The following is a 22,941-nucleotide window of genomic DNA, read 5'->3' as shown; positions in this document are numbered from 1 at the left end:
GGGTTGCTCTCCAGCAGAGCCCTATCCCCCTGGCAGATAAGAGCCATTTATAGTATTACCAAAACAAAGTTACAATTTACACTACCCGAAGAGTCATTCTTGTCTTAGTGCATTTCAGATATATCGTTATGAAAGCGTTCCTGATATCTCTTTTCAAGGATTGTCCGCCATTCATCCTTGATGAGTGGTTCCGGCCACATTTCAGGATTCATGATGGTCTGAAAATAAACCGCATATCCAAGGTCGTCAAAATCGTACTTTAGAATCCATTTTAAACTATAAAACAGATAATCCGAATCAGCCACGAATTCCATCGGTTCTATCATTTGATTATAAAACCACTGCCATTTGAATTCATCAAGGTTATCACAGTAGCGCCTTACATAGTTTGGCACTTGCGAACTGCACATATATTCCTTGAAGATATCCAATGATTTCATTAACTTTTCCATAAGCTATATAGATATGATTTATGAATAAAAGCACTGGAAATTGTATCCGCAGGGATGCAACAACCAGTGCTTTTGTCATATCTCCTCCTTATCAGGAGTGTATATGAAACATCTTGATTTTATAATGCCCCTTTTTCAAAATGTCCTTGACATGGGGACCACTTTAAAACTTAGTTTCGATACGGCCCCTTCTCTTAGATAATAGCGAATGGATACTATTAAAAACAGAGCTGACACCTCTAGCGATGAGGCATCGGCTCTGCGCATGAACTATTATCGTGTGATTCCTCTTTGAATATATGGGTCCCTTCAAACAAGTTTGTTACAGCTTTTGCTAGAAGTCAGCCTGATAAAAAGTATCTGGGCGTATATCTTTAGGGAGTTTATCTGGGCAGCATTCTTTATCTTGGATGGTAATCCATTCTTTTATTCTATGGCAATGGTCAAACTCAACAAAAATTCTCGTAGCCCCCACTATTACTTCGGAAAATATCTCCATAAACTGCGGTGAAACTTCTCTAAAGGCAATAGCACCTGTTTTGCAAAGCTGAACAACCCAGAAAATTCTATGCCGTCTAACAACAAACAAGCTGTCTTCAACAAGCCCTTGACCGCCCTTTGGACAGGGACAAAAAACCCACTTTGGCTTACATTGTTTTACGCAACCTTGTATTTCTAGAAGGAGCTCATCGTCTGATCCTATCCCTTGAAATTCTAGTTCCGACATTATTTTTCCTCCTTTTTTTTGACTGAACAGCTCTTGAGTTGTCCATCTGCTCCATTATATGCTTAGCTTTATCAAAGTGTTCATAACTGCTGTAAAGATCCTCTCTCTACCCTCGTTCAACTATCTTACTCATTCTGGAAAAGTACAAATTCTAATTATCTAAATCTATATTACTGTTGAAAGTACCATGTCAGAAATCCCGCAGTCCTGTTTAAGGAAGCTTTAGCTCCTTGAACACCTCTTTCGCCTTTTCAAGATCAGCCGGTGTCCCGATGTCAAACCAAAGGTCTTCACTATCATAGCTTACAACTTGTGCATGTTCAGAAAGGAGCGCTTTAACTAGATCCGGCATATCAAAGCGTTCATTTTCAGGAATTAATGATAGAACTCGCTTATTGATGACGTATATCCCCATGCTGGCCCAATAATTGAGGGTTGGTTTTTCAGAATAGGCGGTCACTTGACCATCCTTAATCTCTAAGACCCCGAATGCTGAATAAACGGCCTTTTTGTGTACAGCGACCGTCATGTCTGCTCGGCTCGCAATATGGTGTCCATACAGCGCTCCAAAATCCAAGGTGGTTAATTCATCTCCATTGACCACTAAAAAATTATCTTCTAAATCTGCAACAATTTTCAAAGGACCTGCCGTACCTAAAGGTGCAGTTTCAATCGAATAACGAATATTAAGGCCAAAGTGACTGCCGTCCTGAAAGTAAAGCTTTATAAAATCTGCGAGATATCCTAAACACATTACTATTTCAGTAGCACCCGCGCATTTTAGTTGATGCACAAGGATATCCGCTATAGGTTTATCCCCAATGGGAAAAAGGGGTTTTGGCAAAATTCGGGTATAGGGATCTAGTCGTGACCCTCTGCCCCCAGCTAGAATAATAGTCTGCATAATCTCCCCCCTTACCTTCTAAATCTGATATTTCCCAACCTGGAAACGATTCATATGGCTGGCAATCCAGGCGACAGTTCTTTTGACCCCTTCCTCCAGTGACACCCGAGGTACCCAACCGATCGTTTCTTTAGCCAAACGATTATCCGCTAAAAGACGGTTAACCTCGCTTCGGCTCGGGCGAACTCGCGCCTCATCCACTACGATTTCTGCCGTACTCTGAATGGTCTTTATAATAATCTCGGCTAGTTGACCAATCGAAATTTCCCTTCCCGAACCAATATTTATTACCTTTCCAAAGCCCTCTTTACTCTGCGCTGCTTTTATAAAGCCATCTGCTGTATCCGTGACAAACGTAAAGTCACGCAGGGTTTCTGTGTTGCCAAGACGAATTTCTTTACACGCCAGAGCCTGAGTAATCAACGTGGGTATGACGGCCCGAGCAGATTGTCGCGGTCCATAACAATTAAACGGTCTTACGGTTACTACCGGCAAATCGAAAGAAGCGTAAAAACTCTCGGCTAACTTATCTGCCCCGATTTTGCTGGCTGAATATGGGGACTGACCTTGAAGAGGATGAGACTCGTCAATTGGGACATAGAGTGCAGATCCATAAACTTCACTCGTTGAAGTGTGTACGATTCGCTCCACTCCACGGTCGCGTGCTGCCGTCAAAATATTAAACGTTCCCATAATGTTTGTTTCAACAACCTCTCGAGGATTTTTATAGGAATACGGAATTCCCACCAAAGCACCAAGATGGAAAACTGCGTCACACCCCTTAACCGTTCGTTCGATTACATCTGCATCACGTAAGTCTCCGGCAATTATTTCGATCTGGTCGAGTAACTTTGGCTCTAAATCCTCTAGGTTCCCACGTCCATCTCTAGAATTATATCTAATAAAAACACGAACTTTTGCTCCCGCTTTGACCAAGGCCTCCGTCAAGTGGCTGCCAATAAATCCCCCTGCTCCTGTGACCAAGACCTGCTTTCGCTCCCACATTACGCTTTCCCATCCCCTCTTATTCAGTAATTCATATATGGTATGTCAGTTTTTGTCTATCTGACACCGTAGTTATTTTCCCTTAACACGCTCCAAGAGGGCAAGATATCTAGGCGCAAGCTGAGACCACTTAAACCTTAATGCATTCTCACGACCTTTGATGGAGAGTGATTTTTGAAGAGATGGGGTATCAATTAGGTTTGCTAGAGCTTCTGACAACTGAGCGACATTGCCTGCTTCAAAGGTTAAGGCGCAAGCGTTTGGTACAACTTCTGCCAGACCCCCAGCATTTGAGGCTATGATAGGAGTCCCAATCGCCATTCCCTCTAAGGCCACTAATCCATAGGCTTCACGTCGACTAGGAACAACAAGAGCCGTAGAACTCGCCATCCATCTCCGTACCTCTAAACTTGGTGTTCGACCGTGAAAATGAATGTAAGCCTCTAGCTTCAAGGACTTAACAAGCTGCTTTAGATAACTTTCATAAGAATCTGTTCCCTTACCCACAATATTCAGAAGAATTTTCCGACCACTTCTCTGCCGAATTGAAATGGCCTTGATCAGATCCTCAATCCCTTTATAATCTATTAACCTTCCAACATACAAAAGCTCATTGATACTTCCTGGCCGCCAACGTTCCAAAGGTATGGTTATACCGAGCGGTAAAACCTCTGTTTTGGCAAGATATTGAGGAAGATAATTTGCCAAATAATGTCTTTCGCTCTGACTTATGAGTTGAATCCGTTGACAACGCATGAATAGCTCTTCCTGTATCTTAAATTGTGCCTGTAACTCAGACTCTGGTGAGTCTCCTAACTCTTTGCGTAAAAAGGAATATACCGAATATAAAATTGGAACGACCTCTTGGGACAGGGTATAGGCCAAAGGTGTAAAATTGATGGCATGACTATGAATTATATCCCATCCTTGACAAATCTCCGGAAACTCCTGACACACCACATCTGCCTTAATCATCCCCAGGTAACCGAAATAATGACTGTTACGAGGCAGCCACAAAACTTTAATCTGTTGTCCTAATAAAGCCCATCTCGGCATATTCCAATCACTGCGTGGTACTATCACGGTTTGTTGTACACCCATACGATCAAGCACATGCACCATTCCAGTAACTGCTGTTCCCGCGCCACCAAAACTTTCATCTTCAAATTCGTTAGTTAAGGTTAAGATCTTCAAAGAATCACCCCCCTATCTTTTGGCGGTGTCAACAATTCTCAAGGTTGACTATTTGTAATACTTTATGCACAAGCCTTCCGACTTGTTAGAGTTATTATTTCAATTACCTTAAAACTTCTTTTCACGCAGACACGGGGACGGTTCTCTTGTCTAGCCCTGAGCTTAGACAAGAGAACCGTCCCCGTGTCTGCTTTTCCTGAAAACCTATTTTTGAAAGCAAAAAAATCTGCCTGTTGCTATACTGGCAGACTTCTTTTGCTTTTAAGTTTCCTGCTTATACTAATGGTTCCAAAGAACATTCACTATTGTCGCAAATGCTCCGGCCAAGGCTATGACAAAACCCGACCACCAACGACGGTTATTTTCAGTTCCCTTTTTATAATCCTCAAAGTCCTGTTTTGTAATATAGTTACCCGCTAGTAGCACACGCATATCGTTTACGACTGTTGATACGTCCTTAACCGCCTCCTTGATTTCCGCAATATCCTTCTTAATCGTCTGGACCTCCTCTTCCATAACCCACCCCCTGCTCAAAACAAGGACATCCCTTTACTTTATAATATGATCTCATTTAACAAATGGTACAAGACTTTCATTCCCGCTTAATCTCTTTCTGCATATCCTGATACTATGTACCGACCATTTTCGGTAAACGGTCAACGAGGAGGTTACAAATGCCTACGATTATTTACCCTCCCTCAATTCCCTGGAATTGGATGTTTCAACGCCCACAACAGTTATTCGGTAGATTTTCTGCATCCGGCCAAACTGTTCTTTATGAAGACCTTGGCAACTTTTCAAACCCTAAAATCACCCTATTATCTCCGTCTCTTCTCATCTGCCAAGGATCGCCAGCAATGGCTGTTCCCCACCCCAGGCCGCGAATCCTTTGGTTGACTGTTCCTTCTCATATCAATTTAATACAAAAATATGACCCAGACCTTGTTATTTATGATGCGGTGGATGAGCCTAAAGAGGAGTTTGCCAGTTGGGCACCCTATTATCCCACGATCATTGAAAGAGCAGATCTAATCTTTTGCAGCAGCAGCAGTATTTATGAATATTTTCTTAACCGGCATCCTCATGTCTACCTAGTCCCCAATGGTGTAGACTACGTCCATTTTTCGCCCGCCCCTCCTTACCGCCCAACAGATCTTCCATCGGGTAAGCTCGTTGTTGGATATAGTGGAGCAATTGCCCCTTGGGTAGATTGGGAGCTTCTTGAGGTAGTGATCCAACAAAATCCGGAAATAAACTTTGTTTTTCTGGGGGCTCTCTTTCAGCTTAATAAGTTCCCATTAAAGTTTAAAAATGTTTTCTATCTAGGACTAAAATCTTATCAGGAACTTCCAAATTATCTCCATAACTTTGATTTGGGTCTGATTCCCTTTCGTCAAACAGAAATGACCAAAGGGTGCAATCCGATCAAACTTTATGAATATTACGCAACGGGAATACGAGTTTTGGGGACACCACTTCCTGAACTGCTTACCATTCCCAAAATCAATCTTGAAAGCAGCCCTCAACTTTTCTCTCTGCGCCTGCGACATCTATTAGAAGAAGAAGATTTGAACAAAGCAGAAAGAATGGCCTTCGCTCAAGCAAACGATTGGAGCGAACGGGCCGGCCGAATGCTTCAGTATATTTTTATTAGGGCTTATACAATCAAGAATAGCGTGTAACACCCTAATCGACGAGCGAATAGTATACGTTGAAGCTACTAAGTCTTACTCGTTTCTCGAATTAAAAAAGGGGGGAATACACACATGCTATTTGAAACCCATGCTTGGGTAACACTCGACAACGCAGTCGCCATATATAATGTATACAGCGATGTGCTAGTCGCTACCATTCCCGTAGGGATCGCGCCCGCTTTCCCAAGACGTACGCCGGATGGTACCAAGGTTTTAGTCCCTAATTTCGGTAGTAACACAGTCTCCGTCATTTGCACCGCCGGAAATCTAGTCTTAGCTACGATCCCAGTAGGTCTTGCCCCAACGTCGGTCGCTATTGACCCTACTAGTACTACAGCATATGTGACAAACTCTGGAAGTGGAACTGTTTCCGTTATTAGCATTCCAACTCATACTGTAGTAAGCACCATTACGGTTGGCTCAGGGCCGATCGATGTCACTATTGCCCGTGATGGCAGTCGTGTCTACGTAAGCAATAGCGACAGTAATACAGTCTCTGTCATCAATCCAGTAACCAATACCGTCATCGCAACGATCCCAGTAGGAACTTCACCTAATGGTCTGGCTGTTAGTTTAGACAATACTAAGCTCTTCGTAGTCAACAGTGGCAGCAACAATGTCAGTGTCATTAACACCGCAACAAATGCTCTATTAAGCCTCATCCCGGTCGGCTCGAACCCGCAAAAGATTGCTGCGAACCCTGTAAATCCTGTTTTCATGTATGTAAGCAACTTCGGATCCAACAGCGTAAGCGTGATCTCGACCACAGGACTTAACGTTATAACTAATATACCAGTTGGGATAAACCCCCTCGGGCTAGATGTTACTGGTGATGGCACACAATTATGGGTTGCTAACGAAGGCGACAGCTCAATAAGCATCATCAACACTCTAACCAACACCATCGCCGCTGCATTACCAACATCATTCCCACCACGAGGTGTTACCGTGGGAAGAGTGGGTTCAGCCTTATCACCTAGTGACCCCATCGATTTGACGGACCCTTATCAACTTGAGGAAATAACCGAATCTGTCTGCATTATCGTTGAAAAAGTTTATGCCAGCTGTTTGCAAAGGGAATGCTTCCCTGCCTTCATCGTTACCTTACCAATTGGTGGTGTTCCTCCTTTCACCTTTGTAAGCATGACCTTTTCTACTGGTGTGATTGTTCCTGGCAGTGTCGTTATTACACCCATTCCTGCGCGGCCAAACTTCTCCAGAGTTCAATTCACAATTCAAATTCCCTATACGTTAACTTTAAGGGATTCAACCGGAGTCTTGTTTACAGTCACAGGCACCCTTCCAGATATCAACAAAGATATCGTCATGTACTTCCCACCAACACGACCAGAATTCGACTTTAATTTGCGCGTTGAAACAAGAACAGAAGTATTAACGAGCCCACTTTTTACAACAACAACAATTCAAATTGCCATTGGAAGCTTTGTCATCACTAAAGTTACAGGCCTCGTTCAACTTCTCATTCCAGCCTTTGGATTCTGCCCTGAACCTCCTATTTGCGAGGAATTCCCTGATATTCCAGAAAATCCATGTGTCAATTTCTTTGATACAACCCTTACCCCATTCCCAAGTGATTTCTTCCCACCACAGCAGGATACTTGTCGGTAACCGCTCTTGATGTGTTATTCACCCTCTTCTTATAAATCATTGCCCTTCTTAAAGAAAGGGTCGTCCATAAACGGCCCTTTCTTATACTAGTCAGAAAGTTGAGCTTATCGTTATATACTTTCTAGAAGGTCCTTCATGCCATCCTTGGCTACTGGGACACTCGGCCCATCACGGCGCCTTGCATCCGTGGCAACGCTCTAATCTCGAACGTCCTGTAGAGTCATGGCCAGCGCATAAGTTCAACTAAGGCGATCTCCGGCGACCAAAATCTTGGCGCTAGCCAAGTTTTCTATACACGGGATGGATCACTTAAATAATGAAAAAAGGAAGTGATCGTATTGGCTTTCTTAACTCGAAACACTTTTAACCCCCTCCTCTTAACCTATGAAAGTGAATCTTCATACTTACATATCGACTCTCAGGGCTGCGCGCTGTTTAATGCACACAGTCATGAACCCTCTTATCGAATCCAGGAACCTCTTCTTTTGGCTCATGGGATTATGACTGATTCTAAAACCGTTCATCTTGTTATACTCAAATCTAGTGGAGATCTGTGTTACACCCTTATTACTGGAGCAGGTACACCCCAGACAACCTTAATTGCTAAACTGGATGTACGTGGCAAACGCTATCGCAGGCTCTTTCTGTTTCCACAAGGTAAGGTAATACATATCTTTTACGCTTCCACGCACCAATCCATACCCGAACTTTGGCGTATTGAACACCGATTCTGGAATGGAAACTCTTGGCACAGTAATCATATGGGTGAGGTCGTTCACCCCCGAGAACCTCTTTATCACGTTAACTTAGATAGTCAAGGCAATCTTCATCTTTGCACCGTAACATTCCAAGGACGACATTCTCTTCTCTTTACAAATCGCTTTAATGGAACGTTTCACATATGGGGATCTCCAACCGAAACATTGAAAATACCCGGTGAGGTCGTGGATATGGCTGCACTTATGACAACCGACAATGTTCATCATCTCTTTTGGGTCGTTAAAACATCCACAGGTCAGTTCGAACTCCGTTCAGCCCAGAAGTTGGATGCCCACGAACTAGCTAATAATTGGCATCCGTCACTAGCCCCAATTAAAACGTTCAATTTACCTTGCAAAAGTATCGGTGCTTTAGAGATAGGAGGAGTATTGTGGCTCCTTGTTTCTACTGGAGAAGAAATACTTATGCAAAACGATGGCAAAGGGTGGAAAATGCTCGCTTCCCACACCCCTTTTAAACAAATCCTACAATGGGTTCATAATGACAGAAAATATTTTCATCAGACTTACTGGTTAGAAGATCAAATACTGAGGCACACTCCGGCATATTACCGCGAATTAGGATTCATCGTTAATTTTCAGACTCCGTCACCTACACCCCATTACACTATTTCTAACCAGGTTAACTCTCCGATTTCTTCTCCCACGCCTACTCCACCTCCCGTACCGGCCTTCTATCCAGACCAACTCTCTTCACATAGTGACCCTCTTACGGGCATCCCTGCAACAATACACTTGCGTGAACTAAATTCACCAAGCCAGCCAGAAAAACCACCGTTACCTGATGTAATCGAATTACCCGGAATACCTGAAGCCGTAGCGGAAATACCTAAAACCTCTGAAACTCCCGAAAGCCCTGAAGTACCCAAACTATTTGAAACACCCGAAACTCATGAAACATCTCAAATATCCGAACCATCTGAGAAGTCTGAAGTTCTCGAAGAAACTCTAGTTCCTGAGAACCTTACCGAGGAGGTCCTTCATTCGATGCCAAGTAAAGAACCAGATCAACTCCAATCTTTGATCAAAACAGTCGCCCATCTCGAACAAGAAAACACACTCCTCAGTCTTGCAGTTCAAAATATGCTCTCCAAGTTTGACCAAGTAATAGAAGTAATTTCCGAAAATGCTCTTCAATCCAAACAAGAAGATCCACCACCCTTTGATGAACTTGAACCGGTCAAGGAAGCCATGTCCAATCTGGAAAAGGAAACCCAAAGTCTATCACAGGTTCTCCGTGTCATGCTTGTTAAACAAGAAGAGAGTGACTCATCACTTGAAAAACTAGAAACACAGATTTGTCAACTTCAATCAGAAAAGGACGATGCTAAGAACAAAGGAGGATTTTGGAATAAATGGATCACTTAGATTTAACCACCAACATCGCGGATATTCTATGTAAATATCCTCAGACAGCTAAAACACTTCGTAAGTTCGGAATACTTTCATCTGGTTGAGGGGCGAAAAGCTTACTCAATATGAGTGTTGAGCAGGCTGCTCAACAATACCGAATTAACTCCGCAACCTTGATTAAAACCTTAGAAGTTGCGATTGAACAATCTAAACATCAATGGAGACACTATTAATGAATGTTCTCTTTTTGAATAATTCATCTTTGTTGTGCCAAGGACTGGCCTCAGGTTTTTCCCCATTAGATGACATTCGATATATTCCCGTTCACCAATCGGGTTGGGAAGACCGTTTGACTAATTTATTAAAGACCTGGAAGCCTAAATTTGCTTTAGCTGAAGGAGTTTCGATCTCCACAGTGGCCCAAAAACTTTTCCCACTTTTACGCCGACATTCCCTCCCATTAATCTATTGGGCCATTGATGATCCCCCAGACTGGCGCCTTATGTCTCGTCCTTTGGCACGAGGGGCTAGTCTGGTTCTTACACCCGCCAAGGAATGTCTACCTCTTTATCAGCGGGATAAAATACCAGCTCTCTATTTTCACTTTGCCTGTAATCCTTCTTTCCATCGGCCGACAGAACCATCACTTCAGTATTCTTGCGATTTACTTCTCGTTGCCAATTACTATACTTCGTATCCTCAAAGGAGAATTGGACTAGAAACAGTCCTTTCTCCGTTGCGGTCAGGACCATTTGATTTAAAGGTTTTCGGGAATAGGGACTGGATAGCAAACAAAGATCACTACACTTTGGAACCCGAATTGTATCAAGGCTATTTACCCTATGATCAATTACCATGTGCTTATTCTTCTGCTAAAATTGTATTAGGCTTAAATTCTGTGATTGACTCTCCTACGATGATGAGCATGCGAACTTTCGAAGCCTTAGGTTGTCGAGCCTTTTTTCTAACCCATTGGACGCCTGCCGTTGAAAACCATTTTAAAAACCATGTCCATCTCGTCTGGAGCCGTCATCCTGATGAAACGTTAGAGCTTGTCCGTTTTTACTTAGGCCGCGAAGACCTAAGAGAAAAAATAGCTCGCCAAGGTCAAGAAGAAGTTTACCGTAACCATACTTATCAACACCGTATCCAGTCTGTCCATAAGTTTCTACAAAAGCTATAATTCGTCTTACTCATTTATAATTTTTAATTCCTATAGTTCTTAGTTAGTAGTTTTTTATCTTGATTTTTTTATATTCTAATATTCTTCACACCTTTACATTTCTTATAACGAGTTATCTTTGGGGAGGATTCTTTATGAAAGTACTTTTCCAAGCTCGCCCGGACTTTCTGAAAACCCCTGCCGGTGATACTGTGCAAATAGTATTGACCGGGCAAGAGCTAAAAAAGCTTGGCGTTGAAGTGCATCTTTCCGCTGATCCTAATCTTGATCTTACTCCCTATGACTTAGTTCATATTTTCAATATCACGCGTATTAAAGAAAGTTATATGTTCTTTCTTAATGCCCAAAAGCAAAGAAAAGGAATTATCCTCTCTCCCATTTATTGGCCTCCAAATGCTTACTTTAAGCGAGAAGGTGCAAGTCCCAATGCTCTAGCAGCCTGGAAACATATGCAACCCATGCGTGCTCGACTCGTGGGCGAATGTGATCTCTTACTCCCCAATAGTCAAATTGAGATGGACGTTCTCCAACAAGATTTTCTCAAATCTGCATCCTATCAAGTGGTTCCGAATGGGTTTCCAGATTCATTCATCGGCGCAAATCCTAAGCTATTCCGGGAACAGTTCCCTAATCTTCCCAAAGATTTTGTGCTCTGTGCTGCAAGAATTTCCCCACGGAAAAACCAACTTTGGTTGGCAAAGGCTTGTCAGAATCTTGATCTTTCTCTCGTTCTCCTAGGGCCTGTTAATGACCTAAATTATTATAAAAGTGTAGCATCTCATTCAAACGTCACCCATATTGGCACTCTGCAGGGAGCACTACTTGCTTCGGCTTATTCGGCGGCCAAAGCACATGCCTTACCCAGTTGGTTTGAAACCCCAGGATTGTCGAGCTTAGAGGCTGGAGCGTGCGGGACTGTCGTGATCTCAACAGACCAAGGAAGTCCTAAGGAGTATTTCCGGGATATGGCCCTTTATGTGCACCCGCAAGACGATCTAAGCTTACGTACTGCCCTTGAACAATCCTTTAATGCCTCTCCCCTGCCCTTAATGCAGCACATACACAACCTATATACTTGGTCTAAAGTTGCAGAGATCACATTAGAAGCTTATAAAACAGTCATTGGTAGAGAGAGTATGTACAATGTAAGAACGGAGGAAATATCCCCTCCACTGGCATAAAACAATTGTCCTTACAAGTCCGTCTATGACTATCCCTATTTCAGAATACGATCAATCTAAAAATATAGGGAAGGATTTCTCCCTCCCTTTTTTAAAACAGGTCGCCGTGATGATGTTCGGTGGTTAGCCCCACTGCGCAGGCATATCTCAAAAAACTATTAACACTGGCAATTACGATACGAAGATCGACGGTTAAAAGTTCTATACCGACTAGAGAAACCCTCACATATCCGTCGATGACTACTCCTTTTTCCAAAATACGGTCAACAACTTCTGCTAAGCTTGAGGAATCGACGTCCTTTTTCATGCATTTCCCCTCCTCTCCCTGTCTTACCATAGCATATGTCCAACAACGGACAAGGGTGATTAATAATCTTTATTCTTTCTCATAAAGGAAACTTTGAGCTGAATATATCCACAAACGTTTAGTCATGGATAAAATTAACATAGTGAGAAAAGGGAAGGCTTTCACCCTCCCTTTTCTCACTATGTTAATTTCGATATTTTGGTCTTTTAAATATCGATTCTTTCTCTTCTCTGGGCATTGTGCAATCTTCCGAGACCTCATCCGATTGAATCTGAACTGGTTCTGCATTTACAGCAATCGCTTGTTGCTCAGATACTCTCGCGCGTGATGAAAGATAAGGATCATGCGCCCACCAGTCAATTCCCATTTCTTTAGCTTTGTCCACGGATGCCACTAGCAAGCGTATTTTGATATTTAATAACTCAACATCAGCCAACGATATTTTTATATCCCCGGCGATTACGATCCCCTTGTCCAATATTCGTTCTAAGAGATCTCCCAAACCACTACTGTTGTTCGAATGTTGAATTGCCACGTTTCTCCCCACCCCTCCCTACATAAGATTTCCCAAAGGCCCTAGATCCAGGTTTAGATCATCCTCTTTTAGTCCAAATATCTCACGCATTTCAATCATTTTGTTATCCAGCTTCAAGAAAGTTTCTCCCATTTCTTCTATTTCTCTTTCCGTTAAAGTCCCACCATCAATGCGCCGCAAAGCTTCATGCTCCATAACTCTCCTTAATAATTCCACCAAAGTGAGTACAAGCTTCGCGAGCCCCTGATCCGCATTATCTTGATTAGCATTAACACGCCCAGCAGCACTTTGTCCTTCAAAACCTATAACGCACTCTGCGATTTTTGCACCTGATTCGTCTTCCTCGATCATGAGGTAACCCTCCCTTTGCCCCAATTCAAAGATTCGTGAATAAGGAACCTTTCCGGTTTTAAAGTAAATGAACTGAAATGAAAAGGAAGCCACGGTCCCGTCCATTTATCCGTGACATTAACTTCAGCCAAAAGTAGTTTCAATTCATTGATAAACTCTTGTTGACATGCATTAGGCACTAAAAAGCTCAAATTAATTCCTTCCCCCTGAGTTTGAGGGGTTTCAGACCAACAGTCTTTAATCCACGGGGTTAACCGTAAGCAAAAATTTAAAATTACCTCTCTAGCCTGCAATACTTCCCTTTCCATCATCTGATGCCACATCCTTACCCGATCAAGGTACTCCTTTCCACTACTCACATTTTCTCGCAACGAAGCATATGATAAATGAGCGTAGCCCTGATCCCTCTGAATGATGGTCAAACAATACTCCGAGCACCCTTCCACTTTGTCAAAACATAGATCCAATTCTCTTTTATAAATTCGTAGAAGCCCTTCCAAGTAGCCCTCATTTAAAACACTCACCCCAGACTGTATCGGTAGCACCGTTAATTCAAGATGTTGGATTTTCTCAAACCACTGCAACATAGCCAATAGAAAGTCCTGTTTTGTGGTAAAAGTCTCCATTGGGGACTTACACCAAATTACACTGTGCTTTCCTACTGTTGTCAATCTTGTGAACAATGGTGGCTCGCTGGGTAAATCGACACAATTACGTACAAAACCCAAAAGATAGGGCAGTTTCATAGATTCACATCTTTCTTTATGGCGTTTCCTTCGAGCATCGTCTGTACAGAGGTGAGAATAAGTTTTAAATTCAAATACACTAAATCGACATTACCACAGCTAAGAATAAGATCACCAGAGATAACGACTCCTTTATCGAGCAATTTCTCCACAACTTCAAGGAGCGTAACTTGTTTTGAATTTGCAATATCACCCACTCATAGTTTCCTCCTTAATTAATTGAGAAAAATGATAGGGAGGCCAAGGACCTGATACATCTAAAATAAACCCTAATGAATCAGCCGCTTCGTCAAATTCTTTAAGCTTTTTATCCCATTCTTCTCGGCTTTCCTTAGCCATTAGGTATTGCACCGCAAAGACAACCTGTTGTCCCTCCGGCGCAACAACTCCCGCCTTATCTAAGAGGATTACTTCCGCAGAAATATCGTTTAAATCTTGATAAAGAGATTCGCCATAGTCATTCATGACTCGTTCCATTTCCTCTTCGATCTTTTTCTCCCATTGACGTTTTTGAAAATACCCCCCTCCGCTTTGCTCACCTGAATAAGGTAGCTCTTCATGTAGCTTTTCTAAAAGCTGTTTACGATCGACAAAGAGTTTAACATGCATCTCATTGTGGTTTCCTAGCCTTTGCAAATCAGCTTGAATCTCCTCCGCGTTCTGTGCTAATTGTCTTTTGATATTTTCCTCATCGGTAAATATGGTGCAAAATGGAAGGGGGATGATAGACCTACCTTCCAATGTTTTCAATAAAGTTTCTTCGTGACGCCGCGCATGACTCTCCACCCAGGCCATATCCTCCATATAAAGATGGAGGGACTCTTCACTATACTCTTTTTGAAGGACTGGGCAGACAAGCATACCCAGGTTTCCATTTTCAACAATACGACAGGGTCTGTCTTCCATGCCAAGTAAATCACCCATGCTCTCTTGATTTACCTGAATAATGCCAAATGCGTATAAAACCTCTTCATCCAATCGTGAGACTCCTACTTCTACAAGTGGGAGCGGTACCCCGTACTCTGCTTCGGAGGGGGTAGACTCCTCCTTCGCCGCTAAGAGTTCTTTTTGGGACGAGCGGCTTTGGCGAAGCCCTCCACTGGAGGCTTTCGTCACCGAAGTCTCGATGTTTAACTTTGGTTGAACGAGTTCACTAGCTAATGGTGCGTAACCAGCTTTGCTAAAATCACGCACCTCGTTGACTTGACTAGTATTCTTGACATCAATGGGAATACTTCTTGGGTCCTCTTTATCCTCCTCAAAGTCTTCTCTTTGCTCAATTCCTGAAAACCCTATCTTCACTGGAGCCTCAAGAAGACCTTGGATGACAGTTTCACCTGCCTCTCTCAAACGAGCCATAATGATTTCTTCTAATTCTAGGATAACCTTGTCCTCGCATTGATTGATAAGCCTTTCAACTTTCTGTTCCCACCCTTGAGGGGACCACTTCATTCTTCTATCCCTCTTTCCTGACCCTCCATCAATCGTGCAAATAGTCGCTTTTCATGTTCGCGATATTCCTCTGGGGTAATCTCTTTATTTTCTAGCATATACTGCCGTTGGCTGAGTTCTCGCCGTATGGCTTCAGGACTATAGTACTCTGCTTCTGCATGTTCAATAACTTGTCTGATTGCCCAAATCGGAAATCTAAACATACCTTATCCGTCCTCCAGGCTGAGATTAACCTACCATTTATTTTTCTTCTACAAAGTGGTGTGGTGCCCAAGGGCCTGTATATTTAAAAATCATCGTTGCAGTATACTTTTCGTAAAGAGTTCCAACGGCTTGATCAAAGTCCTCTTCCTTTTGGCGTTCGACCAAAAATACTCCATCAAAGGCTTGGAATTCATCCATTGGATCTTTGACCAACCACTCGTCGGCTAAGGGACGAAGCGTTGCGATAAATATCTTTTCTACTTCTTTACGCTCATAATCCGCCACTTCCATAATTGCCTTGCCAAACTCTACAACATCGTAACCCTGGCCTTCTCCTCTTTCGATCGCTTTTTTCCGACGCCCTAAGCGTTTGTTTTTCAGCATTGTTTCTTGGAAACTCTCTTTTTTCCACCAAACCTTGAGTTCGACTTCTATTTTGTTGTCTAAATTAGTGAGAAACCTCAAATAACGCTTTTTCTCTTTTTTAAGAACTCTATGAATTTCTTCTTCTTGATCAAATAAGGTTCCGAAACGCAAAGGAACTACCGTGGTGTGCTTAATAACTTGGCAAAGTACTTCCGTGTAGCGACTCATACTCTCTCTCGTCGCTGTTGTCATCAAATCACCTTCAATCTTAGCACAGAGCATCCCAAGATCCCCTTCCACTATGAGGCAGGGAGGCTCTTGCTCAGGGCCTAATTTCAGCAATTCAACTTCCATAGAGTTTGCTCGAATGATACCGTAACAGTAATACAAATTTCCCTCCCCCTTATTTAGAAAACCTGGCCAGCGCCCGAAGACACTGTCTTCGCACGTGTTAACTTAGCGGAGAAGTCTTCAAGCGCAGTCGGTAGCCTTAGTTGCACTTAAGCGCTACCCATGACTCGAACAGGACGTTCGAGATTAGAGCGCCGCCACGGATGGCAAGACGCCGTGATGGCCGAGTGTCCCTGCAGCCAAGGATGGCGAGAAGGGACTTTCCAGAAAGAATACAACGATAAGTTATACTTTCTGACTACCCTAAAAACAGCCCATTTTCAATACTTTATTGGTACCGTTAGCGGCATGGGGGTCTAGTATAACGAAAACTTGGCTAGGGGTTAAGCCTTTTGAAGACGACCGCCTAGTTGCACCGATCTGTTGGTCATGCCCCAAACGAGGTTGCTCAGAATAGAACACCGCCATAAAAGGCATGCTGTCGTGATAGGGATAAAGGCCGAGCCGAAATTAGACTTTCTGATTGGTGCCTAAAAAAGAAAGTCATGTCACCCACACGACTTTAACTCCCTATTCCTCGTCATCTATTTGACCAATTTCGTCTCGTTCACGCAATCCGATCCTTTTGTACCCTAAAATTTCTAAATTTCCACTGACTTCTACCTCGTAAAGCCCGACAACGTCGTCAAGTGCTCTGCGCCGCTGATAGTCTGAATCCTCGATCGTTTCAACTTGTACTATCCAACCGTTTTCTCGCCGCCTAACGCCAATGACACTTGCCTCCTTTTCCAAAACACTTTGAAAGAAGGTTTTTACGTCATTAACCAATTGTTGAATATCCATGCTTCATCTCCTCCTTTAATTCCTCATTATCGAGGAAGAGTCAGCAAGGGTAAGCCCTATGGCGGAAGCGTATTTTAAATAGGTATCCACTGAAGCGATCACAATACGCGCTTCAATGGTAATGAGTTCGATTCCAACCAATGAAATTCTGACAAAAGCATCAATAACTATTCCCTTGTCAAGAATACGGTCAATGACCTCCGCTAAACTACTTGACTCTACGCTTTTACTTAATGCCATGATCTGACCCCCTCCCTAACCTTGCCTATGACATATATATGATAGGGATCAGAAATCATGACAAAAGTTAAAAATTCATGTTTTATTTTAAGGCCAACAGTAATGCTCAAAGCTACCTCACGAGTGATGCACTTCTTTTAAGCATCCGCTCTATTTTGAGTAATTCCTTCTGAACGATCTTTACTCTTTCCTCTATCACGTTAACTCTTTTAGCTATCTCAGCTCGCTCTGCCACGAGTCGTTGTAATTCCTGGTCGTATACATGCATCTGAAAGTAGCTAGGTTTATGATCGCGTATTGGAGGTCGTATTAGCTTCGGCCTTAAAGGTAAAGGCTGACGCATCATTTTCACTTCCTATTCTCTGGGGTGTATTTATCTAATTCCATTTCAATACGTTTAATTAGTAAAGAATTGTTTTCGCCGTCATTTTCATAAGAAATTTCTGAACCAATGACATCCATTAAAATCTGATAGAATAATGGGTTTGAGCTGGAAGGTTTTGATCCTTTTGTAGCCAAGATTGTAGCGACCATGATCGCAGCACGAATACTAGGCTTCTTGATATCATTTCCTCGAATTCCTCGAATGATATCAACGATTCTAGCTGCTTCCCGCCAGGGCAAACCTGATCGGCCTGCAACAATAGCCACCTCAGATTCACGATCTAAACCTTTTATCGCTATAGTGATAACACGGTCTTTCAACGCATCCTGAAGCACGTGTACCCCTGCATATTCTGATGGATTACTGGTAAAAAGTACTGAAAAATCCGGGTGGACAGTTAACCTTGTTTCTCCTTTTTGAATTGCCGATAAATCTAGAGTCTTTTCCTGTAAGACAGAAAGGAGTACATTATTGGTTTCTGGTCTGGAGCGTGTGAAGTCGTCATAGACAAAAGTATGACCGTTTCTGCAGGCATGAGTTATTCTTCCGTCATACCAAATACTATCCATGGATTCTTCAGCCTTCCAAACAGAATGAACATAGTTATCGAGCAATTTCTTCCTGCGCATTCCCGAGTTCCCTCCTACCAAGTCAGAGGGTTTATACTCGTCGTTGCCCTGAAGTGTTACTACCGGGCGACCCAAAAGCTCAGCGACATGCATTGCCAGAGCAGTCTTTCCCGTTCCAGCCGGTCCACAAAAATGAACGGCATAACCGGCTTGGAGATAGAGCAAAGCGCGGTTCGTAAGGTCCTTGAAATATGCGGTTTCAATAAATGCATCCGGCAATTGCCTTACCTCCCTGTACGCTTTCTTAACAGATGACCTTCCGCTTTATACCCGCCCTTTGATTCTTTAGGCTTTCTTGACATATAACCTCCCGCTTCATACCAGCCCTTCAATTCTTCTCCCCGCTCATTAATCCAGGTTTTTATTTCATTGATTTGCGAAACTCTTTCAGCCTTCAAACCCTGCACCATGGTCTTCCTGTCAGCTCTGTACTTATCTAGCAAACCACTTGCATCTTCCAGAATTTGTTTTTTTGCTATCTGTTGATTATCACTATCAACATTTCGCAACTTAACAAGTTCTTTTTGTTCGTTTATTACCTTTTTCCGAACTTCCGTATGGAGTGTGTTCAATTCCAGCTGCCTTTGGTCAAACTCCTGACATAACACACGTCCTAATTCGGCAAGATTTATGCTCATCATTTTTTCTCCTTTGCTATTAATTATAGAAAACTTAGCTGGAGCTGAGCCTTAGATAAGGCGGTCCCTTCTCGCAATCCTTGGCAACAGACTGGTATAAATAAATGGGAGGGAGTTTCTCCCCCTCCCTAACAAAATTCATCCAGTTTAGAAGTCGTGATGAAGCTCTGTTAAGCCAACTGCTGCTGCATATCTCAGCCAGGTGTTTACACTCGCAATAACTACACGAGCATCGATCGCAAGAAGTTCGATTCCCACAAGAGATACACGGACATAAGCGTCAATAACAATACCTTTGTCTAAGATGCGGTCCACAACTTCTGCTAAGCTTGAAGAATCAATGTCTTTTTTCATTCTGTTTACCTTCCTTTCTAAATTAAAAAGAGTTTTTGGAGAAATATCGCGTCCAGTGCTCTTCTACTCTTCTCTACTCCCAATTTATGTCTCTTTTGAGTGAGTTGTGCAAGCTTTTCAGCAATTAAATTCCCCTCTCTGTTTCCTTACACTGTATGTGTCAAAGAGAATCGCTGTTACAAAGTCCAAAATTAAATATTAATCTCCCCTCAAGAATTGATTTTTCAATAATAGACATATATAGAAAACTTGTTAAATTCTGTCTCAATGGTTTTTGCCGGTCCCAGAAAAATATATATCTACTAAACTAACAACAAACAGAAGAAATCTAACTAGTTTAGAAGGTTGTACTTATTCCATTTTTGTATTAACTTATTTGCAACTTCTATAAAATCTGATTTTGTAGTAAAAACAACTTCATGCTCACCATGTTCATCCTTAACCTCAATGCAAAGATATTGTTCGTCTACTTCAGCTACAGCAGTTTTTCTACCATTGTTTAATTTGATAGGCAACTGAGAGATAATCTTAATTGAACTGATCTGGGAAAATAGAAAAACTTTGCGATTGAAAGCTATTGCATCCTTGGGATGAAGTGAAATAGCCATCGACCCTCTTTTTAGGTCCGGGTGACCACCGATTATTTTTACTATTTTCGAAAAATATGGTTTTCCAAACTTTTCATCAACCTCGCCAAATCTAGCACGTACTTTTTTGAGAATAATAAGTATTAACAATAAAACACCACAGAAACTAATAGTAGCAACACCAGCCACCTCTACCTTACCTCTCTTTCATATAAATTATTTCTTCAGCTTTGAGTTTAGTAGGCTTATCCAGGGGGCTAGCGCCACTTATCTCCTATAAAGAAAATGGAAGCAGTTTTGCCCATTGGATAAACCTTAAATATAAAGTCTCCCATTATCTTATTTTCCAAATTAATAATTTGCTACCGAAATTGAGTACATCCAATCTTCTATCACCATAAACGTCAAGATACCAAGCAAAGAGGGGCTGCCTTTTCATGAATGTCCTCAGACATCATTATGAGACAGCCCCTCTTTACTTGGTATCATTTATTCGATCCAACACTTTTTCAGCCATCATTCTCAGATCATTTTTCATGCGTTCTGCTTTCACGCTAATATTATGAAAATCTAGTACCCCGACGACCGATCCGCAGTCTGTGCACTGAACGAAGAGCACGGCTCGAGTAGTTCCTTCGAGGTTATTGGCGTGGACAACCTCAAATCTGTTGCCTCCACATTTTATACAGCATGATTGTGCCATACTCCCACCCCCTCCTTTACAGTAATATTCTATGTCTCTGTGCCCAAAATGTATCGGCATCTAGCATAAACATTACTCCAACTAATTTGCTTTGAAAATTCACTCTATTAAAGGTAGTCGACAGCAAAGGAGACGTGAATTTCCCGTCTCCTTGCGTGGTATCTACAATTCTCCCTGGAAGAAAACATTTAGAGTGACTGCACTTGCTGCATTCACAGCACTATAGTAGACTCGCGCATACTTTAAAAACACTGATGAGATAGTTATTGTGGATACCGGGTCCATTGATGATACCGTCAGCATTGCTCAGCGTTATACCAAAAATGTATTTTTCTTTCCTTGGGAAAACGATTTTAGTGCCGCTCGAAACTTTGCTATTAAACGCACTTCAGGTGATTGGATCTTGGCAGTAGATGCCGATGAAGAAGTTGAGTGGCAAGATATAACCTCCTTTCATACCTTTTTAAATCTAGAAAAGGACAAGGAAGCTTTCTTGCTCCCTCTTCTTAACCCTCTCTCAGATTCCACGAACGAATATAATACGTTTTACGTGCTCAGGTTGTTTAGAAACAACGGGAGTTATCAGTATGTGGGCCAGATTTATGAACAGGTCCCCCTACCGAGACGATACATTTTGGCAGGCTCACCAATGGTATCTTCCCTTTATCGTGCGTAATATTCCCGGTTTTCAAGCAAAATGGCAAGAAACCCCGCAACATTGTGGGAGGTTTCCCAAAAATATTACAGACTTGCGTGGTGGCACCAGTCCTCTCCGCATCAAACACCTTAGCTGGGTTAGACCCCAAGACCGCTTGGCGAAGTATTTCCGATATAAACTACTCGATCCCAACGCACTTATGGTAATTTGGAACAATATCGCTCGATCTTAGATCCCAGCCCAAATCTAGTCGAATGGGGATGGGGAAAGTGAAGGCGATTCCTTATAGTGTAGTTGGAAACAGGAAGTAAAAGTGAAAAACTGACTGACATTAGACTTGACTAAAACAATAGCGCGATATAATATAACCCTAAATAAATAAAAAAAGCACAAAATGGGGTACACCACCGAAAGGGTGTATAGTTTATTTTGTGCTTTTTTATATGAATTTTTAAGGAGGCAGACAATGAAAGTAAATGGTACTATCATTTTATTAGCTGAAAATACAACTTTATTGAATTTTTTAAAAGCCCAAAGCTTTGATATTAATACTATTGCTGTAGAACGAAATGGGGAGATTATTCCGAGATCAGCTTACAAGAATGTTATCCTTTACGACGAAGATACTCTCGAGATTGTTAGATTTGTGGGTGGAGGCTAATATGATAATAGAAATCAATGGAAAAAAGATGGACCTAACTTATCAGACAGCATTTGAGGCAAGAGAACAAATCGGGAACGAGACAGATATCGTAATCTTAAATGGTTTTCAAATAGAAAACGACTGCAAATTATCTGCGAATGATACATTAACCATCATTCGCAAAGGTACCATGCCTAAAAAGGCAGAACTCGAGAGCATGATGATGGCCAGGCATACGCCAACTGTACACAAAAGAATAAAAAAAGGCAAGGTAGCCATAGCTGGATTAGGCGGCCTCGGGTCCAATATTGCAGTTATGCTTGCCAGAATTGGTGTGGGAGAGTTGCTTTTAGTAGACTTTGATATTGTTGAGCCAAGCAACTTGAATCGACAAAATTATTATATCAGTCATTTGGGAATGCCAAAGACTGTGGCACTAAACAAGCAACTTAAGGAAATTAACCCCTTTATTAAGATAGAAACTCAAAATAAAAAAGTTACAGAAGCAAATATTCTGGAGCTATTCAATGGTTATGATATTATCTGCGAAGCATTTGATCAACCGGAAGCGAAATCAATGCTGGTGAATTTAGCCTTAAATCAGCTTCCTAATATCAAAATAGTCTCAGCTTCCGGCATGGCAGGATATGAAAGTTCCAATTTAATTAAGACGATGAAGCCTATGAAACGTTTATATGTTTGTGGAGATATGGAAAACGGTGCAGAAATCGGAAAAGGCTTGATGGCGCCTAGAGTTCAAATCTGTGCCGGACATCAGGCTAATTTGGTTCTTCGCTTATTGTTAGGTATTGAAGATATTTAAGAAAGGGTGTTTTGGAGTGAGCGAA

29 protein-coding genes and 1 pseudogene are annotated in these 22,941 nt (G+C 42.1%); 8 read left to right on the top strand and 22 right to left on the bottom strand.

Going from position 1 to position 22,941, the window contains the following annotated elements:
- Positions 1–104 precede the first annotated feature (104 nt).
- The 6 genes from M8E35_RS22725 to M8E35_RS22700 form a co-directional block, all read right to left on the bottom strand.
- The gene (locus M8E35_RS22725) at positions 105–440 is read right to left on the bottom strand and encodes a hypothetical protein (protein WP_252472828.1); all 336 of its coding nucleotides are present in this window, start codon (positions 438–440) and stop codon (positions 105–107) included.
- 346 nt (positions 441–786) lie between these two features.
- On the bottom strand, positions 787–1,179 hold the full coding sequence (locus M8E35_RS22720; RefSeq protein ID WP_252472825.1) for a hypothetical protein: 393 nt from the start codon (positions 1,177–1,179) through the stop codon (positions 787–789).
- Between the two features lie 211 nt (positions 1,180–1,390).
- A complete protein-coding gene (locus tag M8E35_RS22715) occupies positions 1,391–2,083 on the bottom strand; it encodes a sugar phosphate nucleotidyltransferase (RefSeq protein ID WP_252472823.1) in 693 nt (230 codons plus the stop codon).
- Positions 2,084–2,101: 18 nt separating this feature from the next.
- Entirely contained in the window at positions 2,102–3,088 is a 987-nt protein-coding gene (locus M8E35_RS22710; protein WP_252472809.1) for an SDR family NAD(P)-dependent oxidoreductase, read from the bottom strand.
- Positions 3,089–3,160: 72 nt separating this feature from the next.
- Positions 3,161–4,282, bottom strand: coding sequence for a glycosyltransferase family 4 protein (locus M8E35_RS22705; protein ID WP_252472807.1), 1,122 nt, complete (start codon positions 4,280–4,282; stop codon positions 3,161–3,163).
- Positions 4,283–4,561: 279 nt separating this feature from the next.
- Positions 4,562–4,798: a hypothetical protein gene (locus M8E35_RS22700; RefSeq protein WP_252472805.1), complete on the bottom strand. Its 237-nt coding sequence runs from the start codon at positions 4,796–4,798 to the stop codon at positions 4,562–4,564.
- Positions 4,799–4,956: 158 nt separating this feature from the next.
- Here M8E35_RS22700 and M8E35_RS22695 point away from each other — a divergent pair, with 158 nt between their 5' ends.
- The 5 genes from M8E35_RS22695 to M8E35_RS22675 all read left to right on the top strand — a co-directional run bounded on the left by M8E35_RS22695 (position 4,957) and on the right by M8E35_RS22675 (position 12,101).
- Positions 4,957–5,964, top strand: a complete 1,008-nt coding sequence (locus M8E35_RS22695; RefSeq protein ID WP_252472803.1) for a glycosyltransferase family protein — start codon at positions 4,957–4,959, stop codon at positions 5,962–5,964.
- A 153-nt stretch (positions 5,965–6,117) separates the two neighbouring features.
- Entirely contained in the window at positions 6,118–7,605 is a 1,488-nt protein-coding gene (locus M8E35_RS22690) for a YncE family protein (RefSeq protein WP_252472801.1), read from the top strand.
- A 338-nt stretch (positions 7,606–7,943) separates the two neighbouring features.
- Positions 7,944–9,752 carry a hypothetical protein gene (locus M8E35_RS22685; RefSeq protein ID WP_252472799.1) on the top strand — a complete coding sequence of 603 codons (1,809 nt, stop codon included), beginning with the start codon at positions 7,944–7,946 and terminating at the stop codon, positions 9,750–9,752.
- 217 nt (positions 9,753–9,969) lie between these two features.
- On the top strand, positions 9,970–10,920 hold the full coding sequence (locus M8E35_RS22680) for a CgeB family protein (RefSeq protein ID WP_252472797.1): 951 nt from the start codon (positions 9,970–9,972) through the stop codon (positions 10,918–10,920).
- Positions 10,921–11,054: 134 nt separating this feature from the next.
- The gene (locus M8E35_RS22675; RefSeq protein ID WP_252472796.1) at positions 11,055–12,101 is read left to right on the top strand and encodes a glycosyltransferase family 4 protein; all 1,047 of its coding nucleotides are present in this window, start codon (positions 11,055–11,057) and stop codon (positions 12,099–12,101) included.
- Between the two features lie 91 nt (positions 12,102–12,192).
- On the opposite strand, the gene gvpA is transcribed toward M8E35_RS22675, so the two are convergent.
- From gvpA to M8E35_RS22595, 16 genes and pseudogenes are all read right to left on the bottom strand, one after another.
- A complete protein-coding gene (gvpA, locus tag M8E35_RS22670; protein WP_229250374.1) occupies positions 12,193–12,408 on the bottom strand; it encodes a gas vesicle structural protein GvpA in 216 nt (71 codons plus the stop codon).
- A gap of 184 nt (positions 12,409–12,592) precedes the next feature.
- Positions 12,593–12,943: a gas vesicle protein gene (locus tag M8E35_RS22665; protein WP_252472794.1), complete on the bottom strand. Its 351-nt coding sequence runs from the start codon at positions 12,941–12,943 to the stop codon at positions 12,593–12,595.
- 18 nt (positions 12,944–12,961) lie between these two features.
- On the bottom strand, positions 12,962–13,294 hold the full coding sequence (locus tag M8E35_RS22660) for a gas vesicle protein K (RefSeq protein WP_252472792.1): 333 nt from the start codon (positions 13,292–13,294) through the stop codon (positions 12,962–12,964).
- Positions 13,291–14,040 (bottom strand): GvpL/GvpF family gas vesicle protein, encoded by a 750-nt coding sequence (locus M8E35_RS22655; protein WP_289710979.1) that lies wholly within the window; start codon positions 14,038–14,040, stop codon positions 13,291–13,293. The genes M8E35_RS22660 and M8E35_RS22655 overlap by 4 nt, the downstream gene beginning before the upstream one ends.
- Positions 14,037–14,237, bottom strand: a complete 201-nt coding sequence (locus M8E35_RS22650) for a gas vesicle protein (protein WP_252472788.1) — start codon at positions 14,235–14,237, stop codon at positions 14,037–14,039. Before M8E35_RS22650 ends, M8E35_RS22655 begins: the two co-directional genes overlap by 4 nt.
- Entirely contained in the window at positions 14,230–15,492 is a 1,263-nt protein-coding gene (locus M8E35_RS22645) for a GvpL/GvpF family gas vesicle protein (RefSeq protein ID WP_252472786.1), read from the bottom strand. Before M8E35_RS22645 ends, M8E35_RS22650 begins: the two co-directional genes overlap by 8 nt.
- The gene (locus M8E35_RS22640; protein WP_252472784.1) at positions 15,489–15,695 is read right to left on the bottom strand and encodes a gas vesicle protein GvpG; all 207 of its coding nucleotides are present in this window, start codon (positions 15,693–15,695) and stop codon (positions 15,489–15,491) included. Before M8E35_RS22640 ends, M8E35_RS22645 begins: the two co-directional genes overlap by 4 nt.
- 37 nt (positions 15,696–15,732) lie before the next feature.
- Positions 15,733–16,452 carry a GvpL/GvpF family gas vesicle protein gene (locus M8E35_RS22635; RefSeq protein WP_252472782.1) on the bottom strand — a complete coding sequence of 240 codons (720 nt, stop codon included), beginning with the start codon at positions 16,450–16,452 and terminating at the stop codon, positions 15,733–15,735.
- A gap of 531 nt (positions 16,453–16,983) precedes the next feature.
- Positions 16,984–17,256: a gas vesicle protein GvpO gene (gene gvpO, locus M8E35_RS22630; protein ID WP_252472780.1), complete on the bottom strand. Its 273-nt coding sequence runs from the start codon at positions 17,254–17,256 to the stop codon at positions 16,984–16,986.
- A 15-nt stretch (positions 17,257–17,271) separates the two neighbouring features.
- Entirely contained in the window at positions 17,272–17,496 is a 225-nt protein-coding gene (gene gvpJ / locus M8E35_RS22625; RefSeq protein ID WP_135552872.1) for a gas vesicle protein GvpJ, read from the bottom strand.
- A gap of 348 nt (positions 17,497–17,844) precedes the next feature.
- Positions 17,845–18,729, bottom strand: a complete 885-nt coding sequence (gene gvpN / locus M8E35_RS22620; protein WP_252472778.1) for a gas vesicle protein GvpN — start codon at positions 18,727–18,729, stop codon at positions 17,845–17,847.
- A 5-nt stretch (positions 18,730–18,734) separates the two neighbouring features.
- Positions 18,735–19,148, bottom strand: coding sequence for a hypothetical protein (locus M8E35_RS22615; protein WP_252472776.1), 414 nt, complete (start codon positions 19,146–19,148; stop codon positions 18,735–18,737).
- Positions 19,149–19,295: 147 nt separating this feature from the next.
- Complete coding sequence (gene gvpJ / locus M8E35_RS22610) at positions 19,296–19,502, bottom strand: gas vesicle protein GvpJ (RefSeq protein ID WP_034140498.1); 207 nt, start codon at positions 19,500–19,502, stop codon at positions 19,296–19,298.
- A gap of 332 nt (positions 19,503–19,834) precedes the next feature.
- Entirely contained in the window at positions 19,835–20,278 is a 444-nt protein-coding gene (locus tag M8E35_RS22605; RefSeq protein ID WP_252472774.1) for a hypothetical protein, read from the bottom strand.
- A 286-nt stretch (positions 20,279–20,564) separates the two neighbouring features.
- On the bottom strand, positions 20,565–20,792 hold the full coding sequence (locus M8E35_RS22600) for a hypothetical protein (RefSeq protein ID WP_252472772.1): 228 nt from the start codon (positions 20,790–20,792) through the stop codon (positions 20,565–20,567).
- A 162-nt stretch (positions 20,793–20,954) separates the two neighbouring features.
- Positions 20,955–21,062, bottom strand: a pseudogene (locus M8E35_RS22595) (DUF6385 domain-containing protein); the annotation flags it as partial.
- Here M8E35_RS22595 and M8E35_RS22590 point away from each other — a divergent pair.
- The 3 genes from M8E35_RS22590 (at position 21,061) to thiF (ending at position 22,916) form a co-directional block, all read left to right on the top strand.
- Complete coding sequence (locus M8E35_RS22590; protein ID WP_252472770.1) at positions 21,061–21,468, top strand: glycosyltransferase; 408 nt, start codon at positions 21,061–21,063, stop codon at positions 21,466–21,468. The pseudogene M8E35_RS22595 and the gene M8E35_RS22590 sit on opposite strands and share 2 nt — an antisense overlap.
- 448 nt (positions 21,469–21,916) lie before the next feature.
- Positions 21,917–22,111, top strand: coding sequence for a sulfur carrier protein ThiS (thiS, locus tag M8E35_RS22585; RefSeq protein ID WP_252472768.1), 195 nt, complete (start codon positions 21,917–21,919; stop codon positions 22,109–22,111).
- 1 nt (position 22,112) lies between these two features.
- Positions 22,113–22,916, top strand: a complete 804-nt coding sequence (gene thiF / locus M8E35_RS22580; RefSeq protein WP_252472767.1) for a sulfur carrier protein ThiS adenylyltransferase ThiF — start codon at positions 22,113–22,115, stop codon at positions 22,914–22,916.
- Positions 22,917–22,941: the final 25 nt, after the last annotated feature.

The sequence above is a fragment of the Desulfosporosinus nitroreducens genome, from assembly GCF_023897015.1.
Taxonomy (GTDB): Bacteria; Bacillota; Desulfitobacteriia; order Desulfitobacteriales; family Desulfitobacteriaceae; genus Desulfosporosinus; species Desulfosporosinus nitroreducens.
The sequence above is the reverse complement of the archived record's forward strand: the minus strand, read 5'-3'. Positions and strand labels throughout refer to the sequence as shown.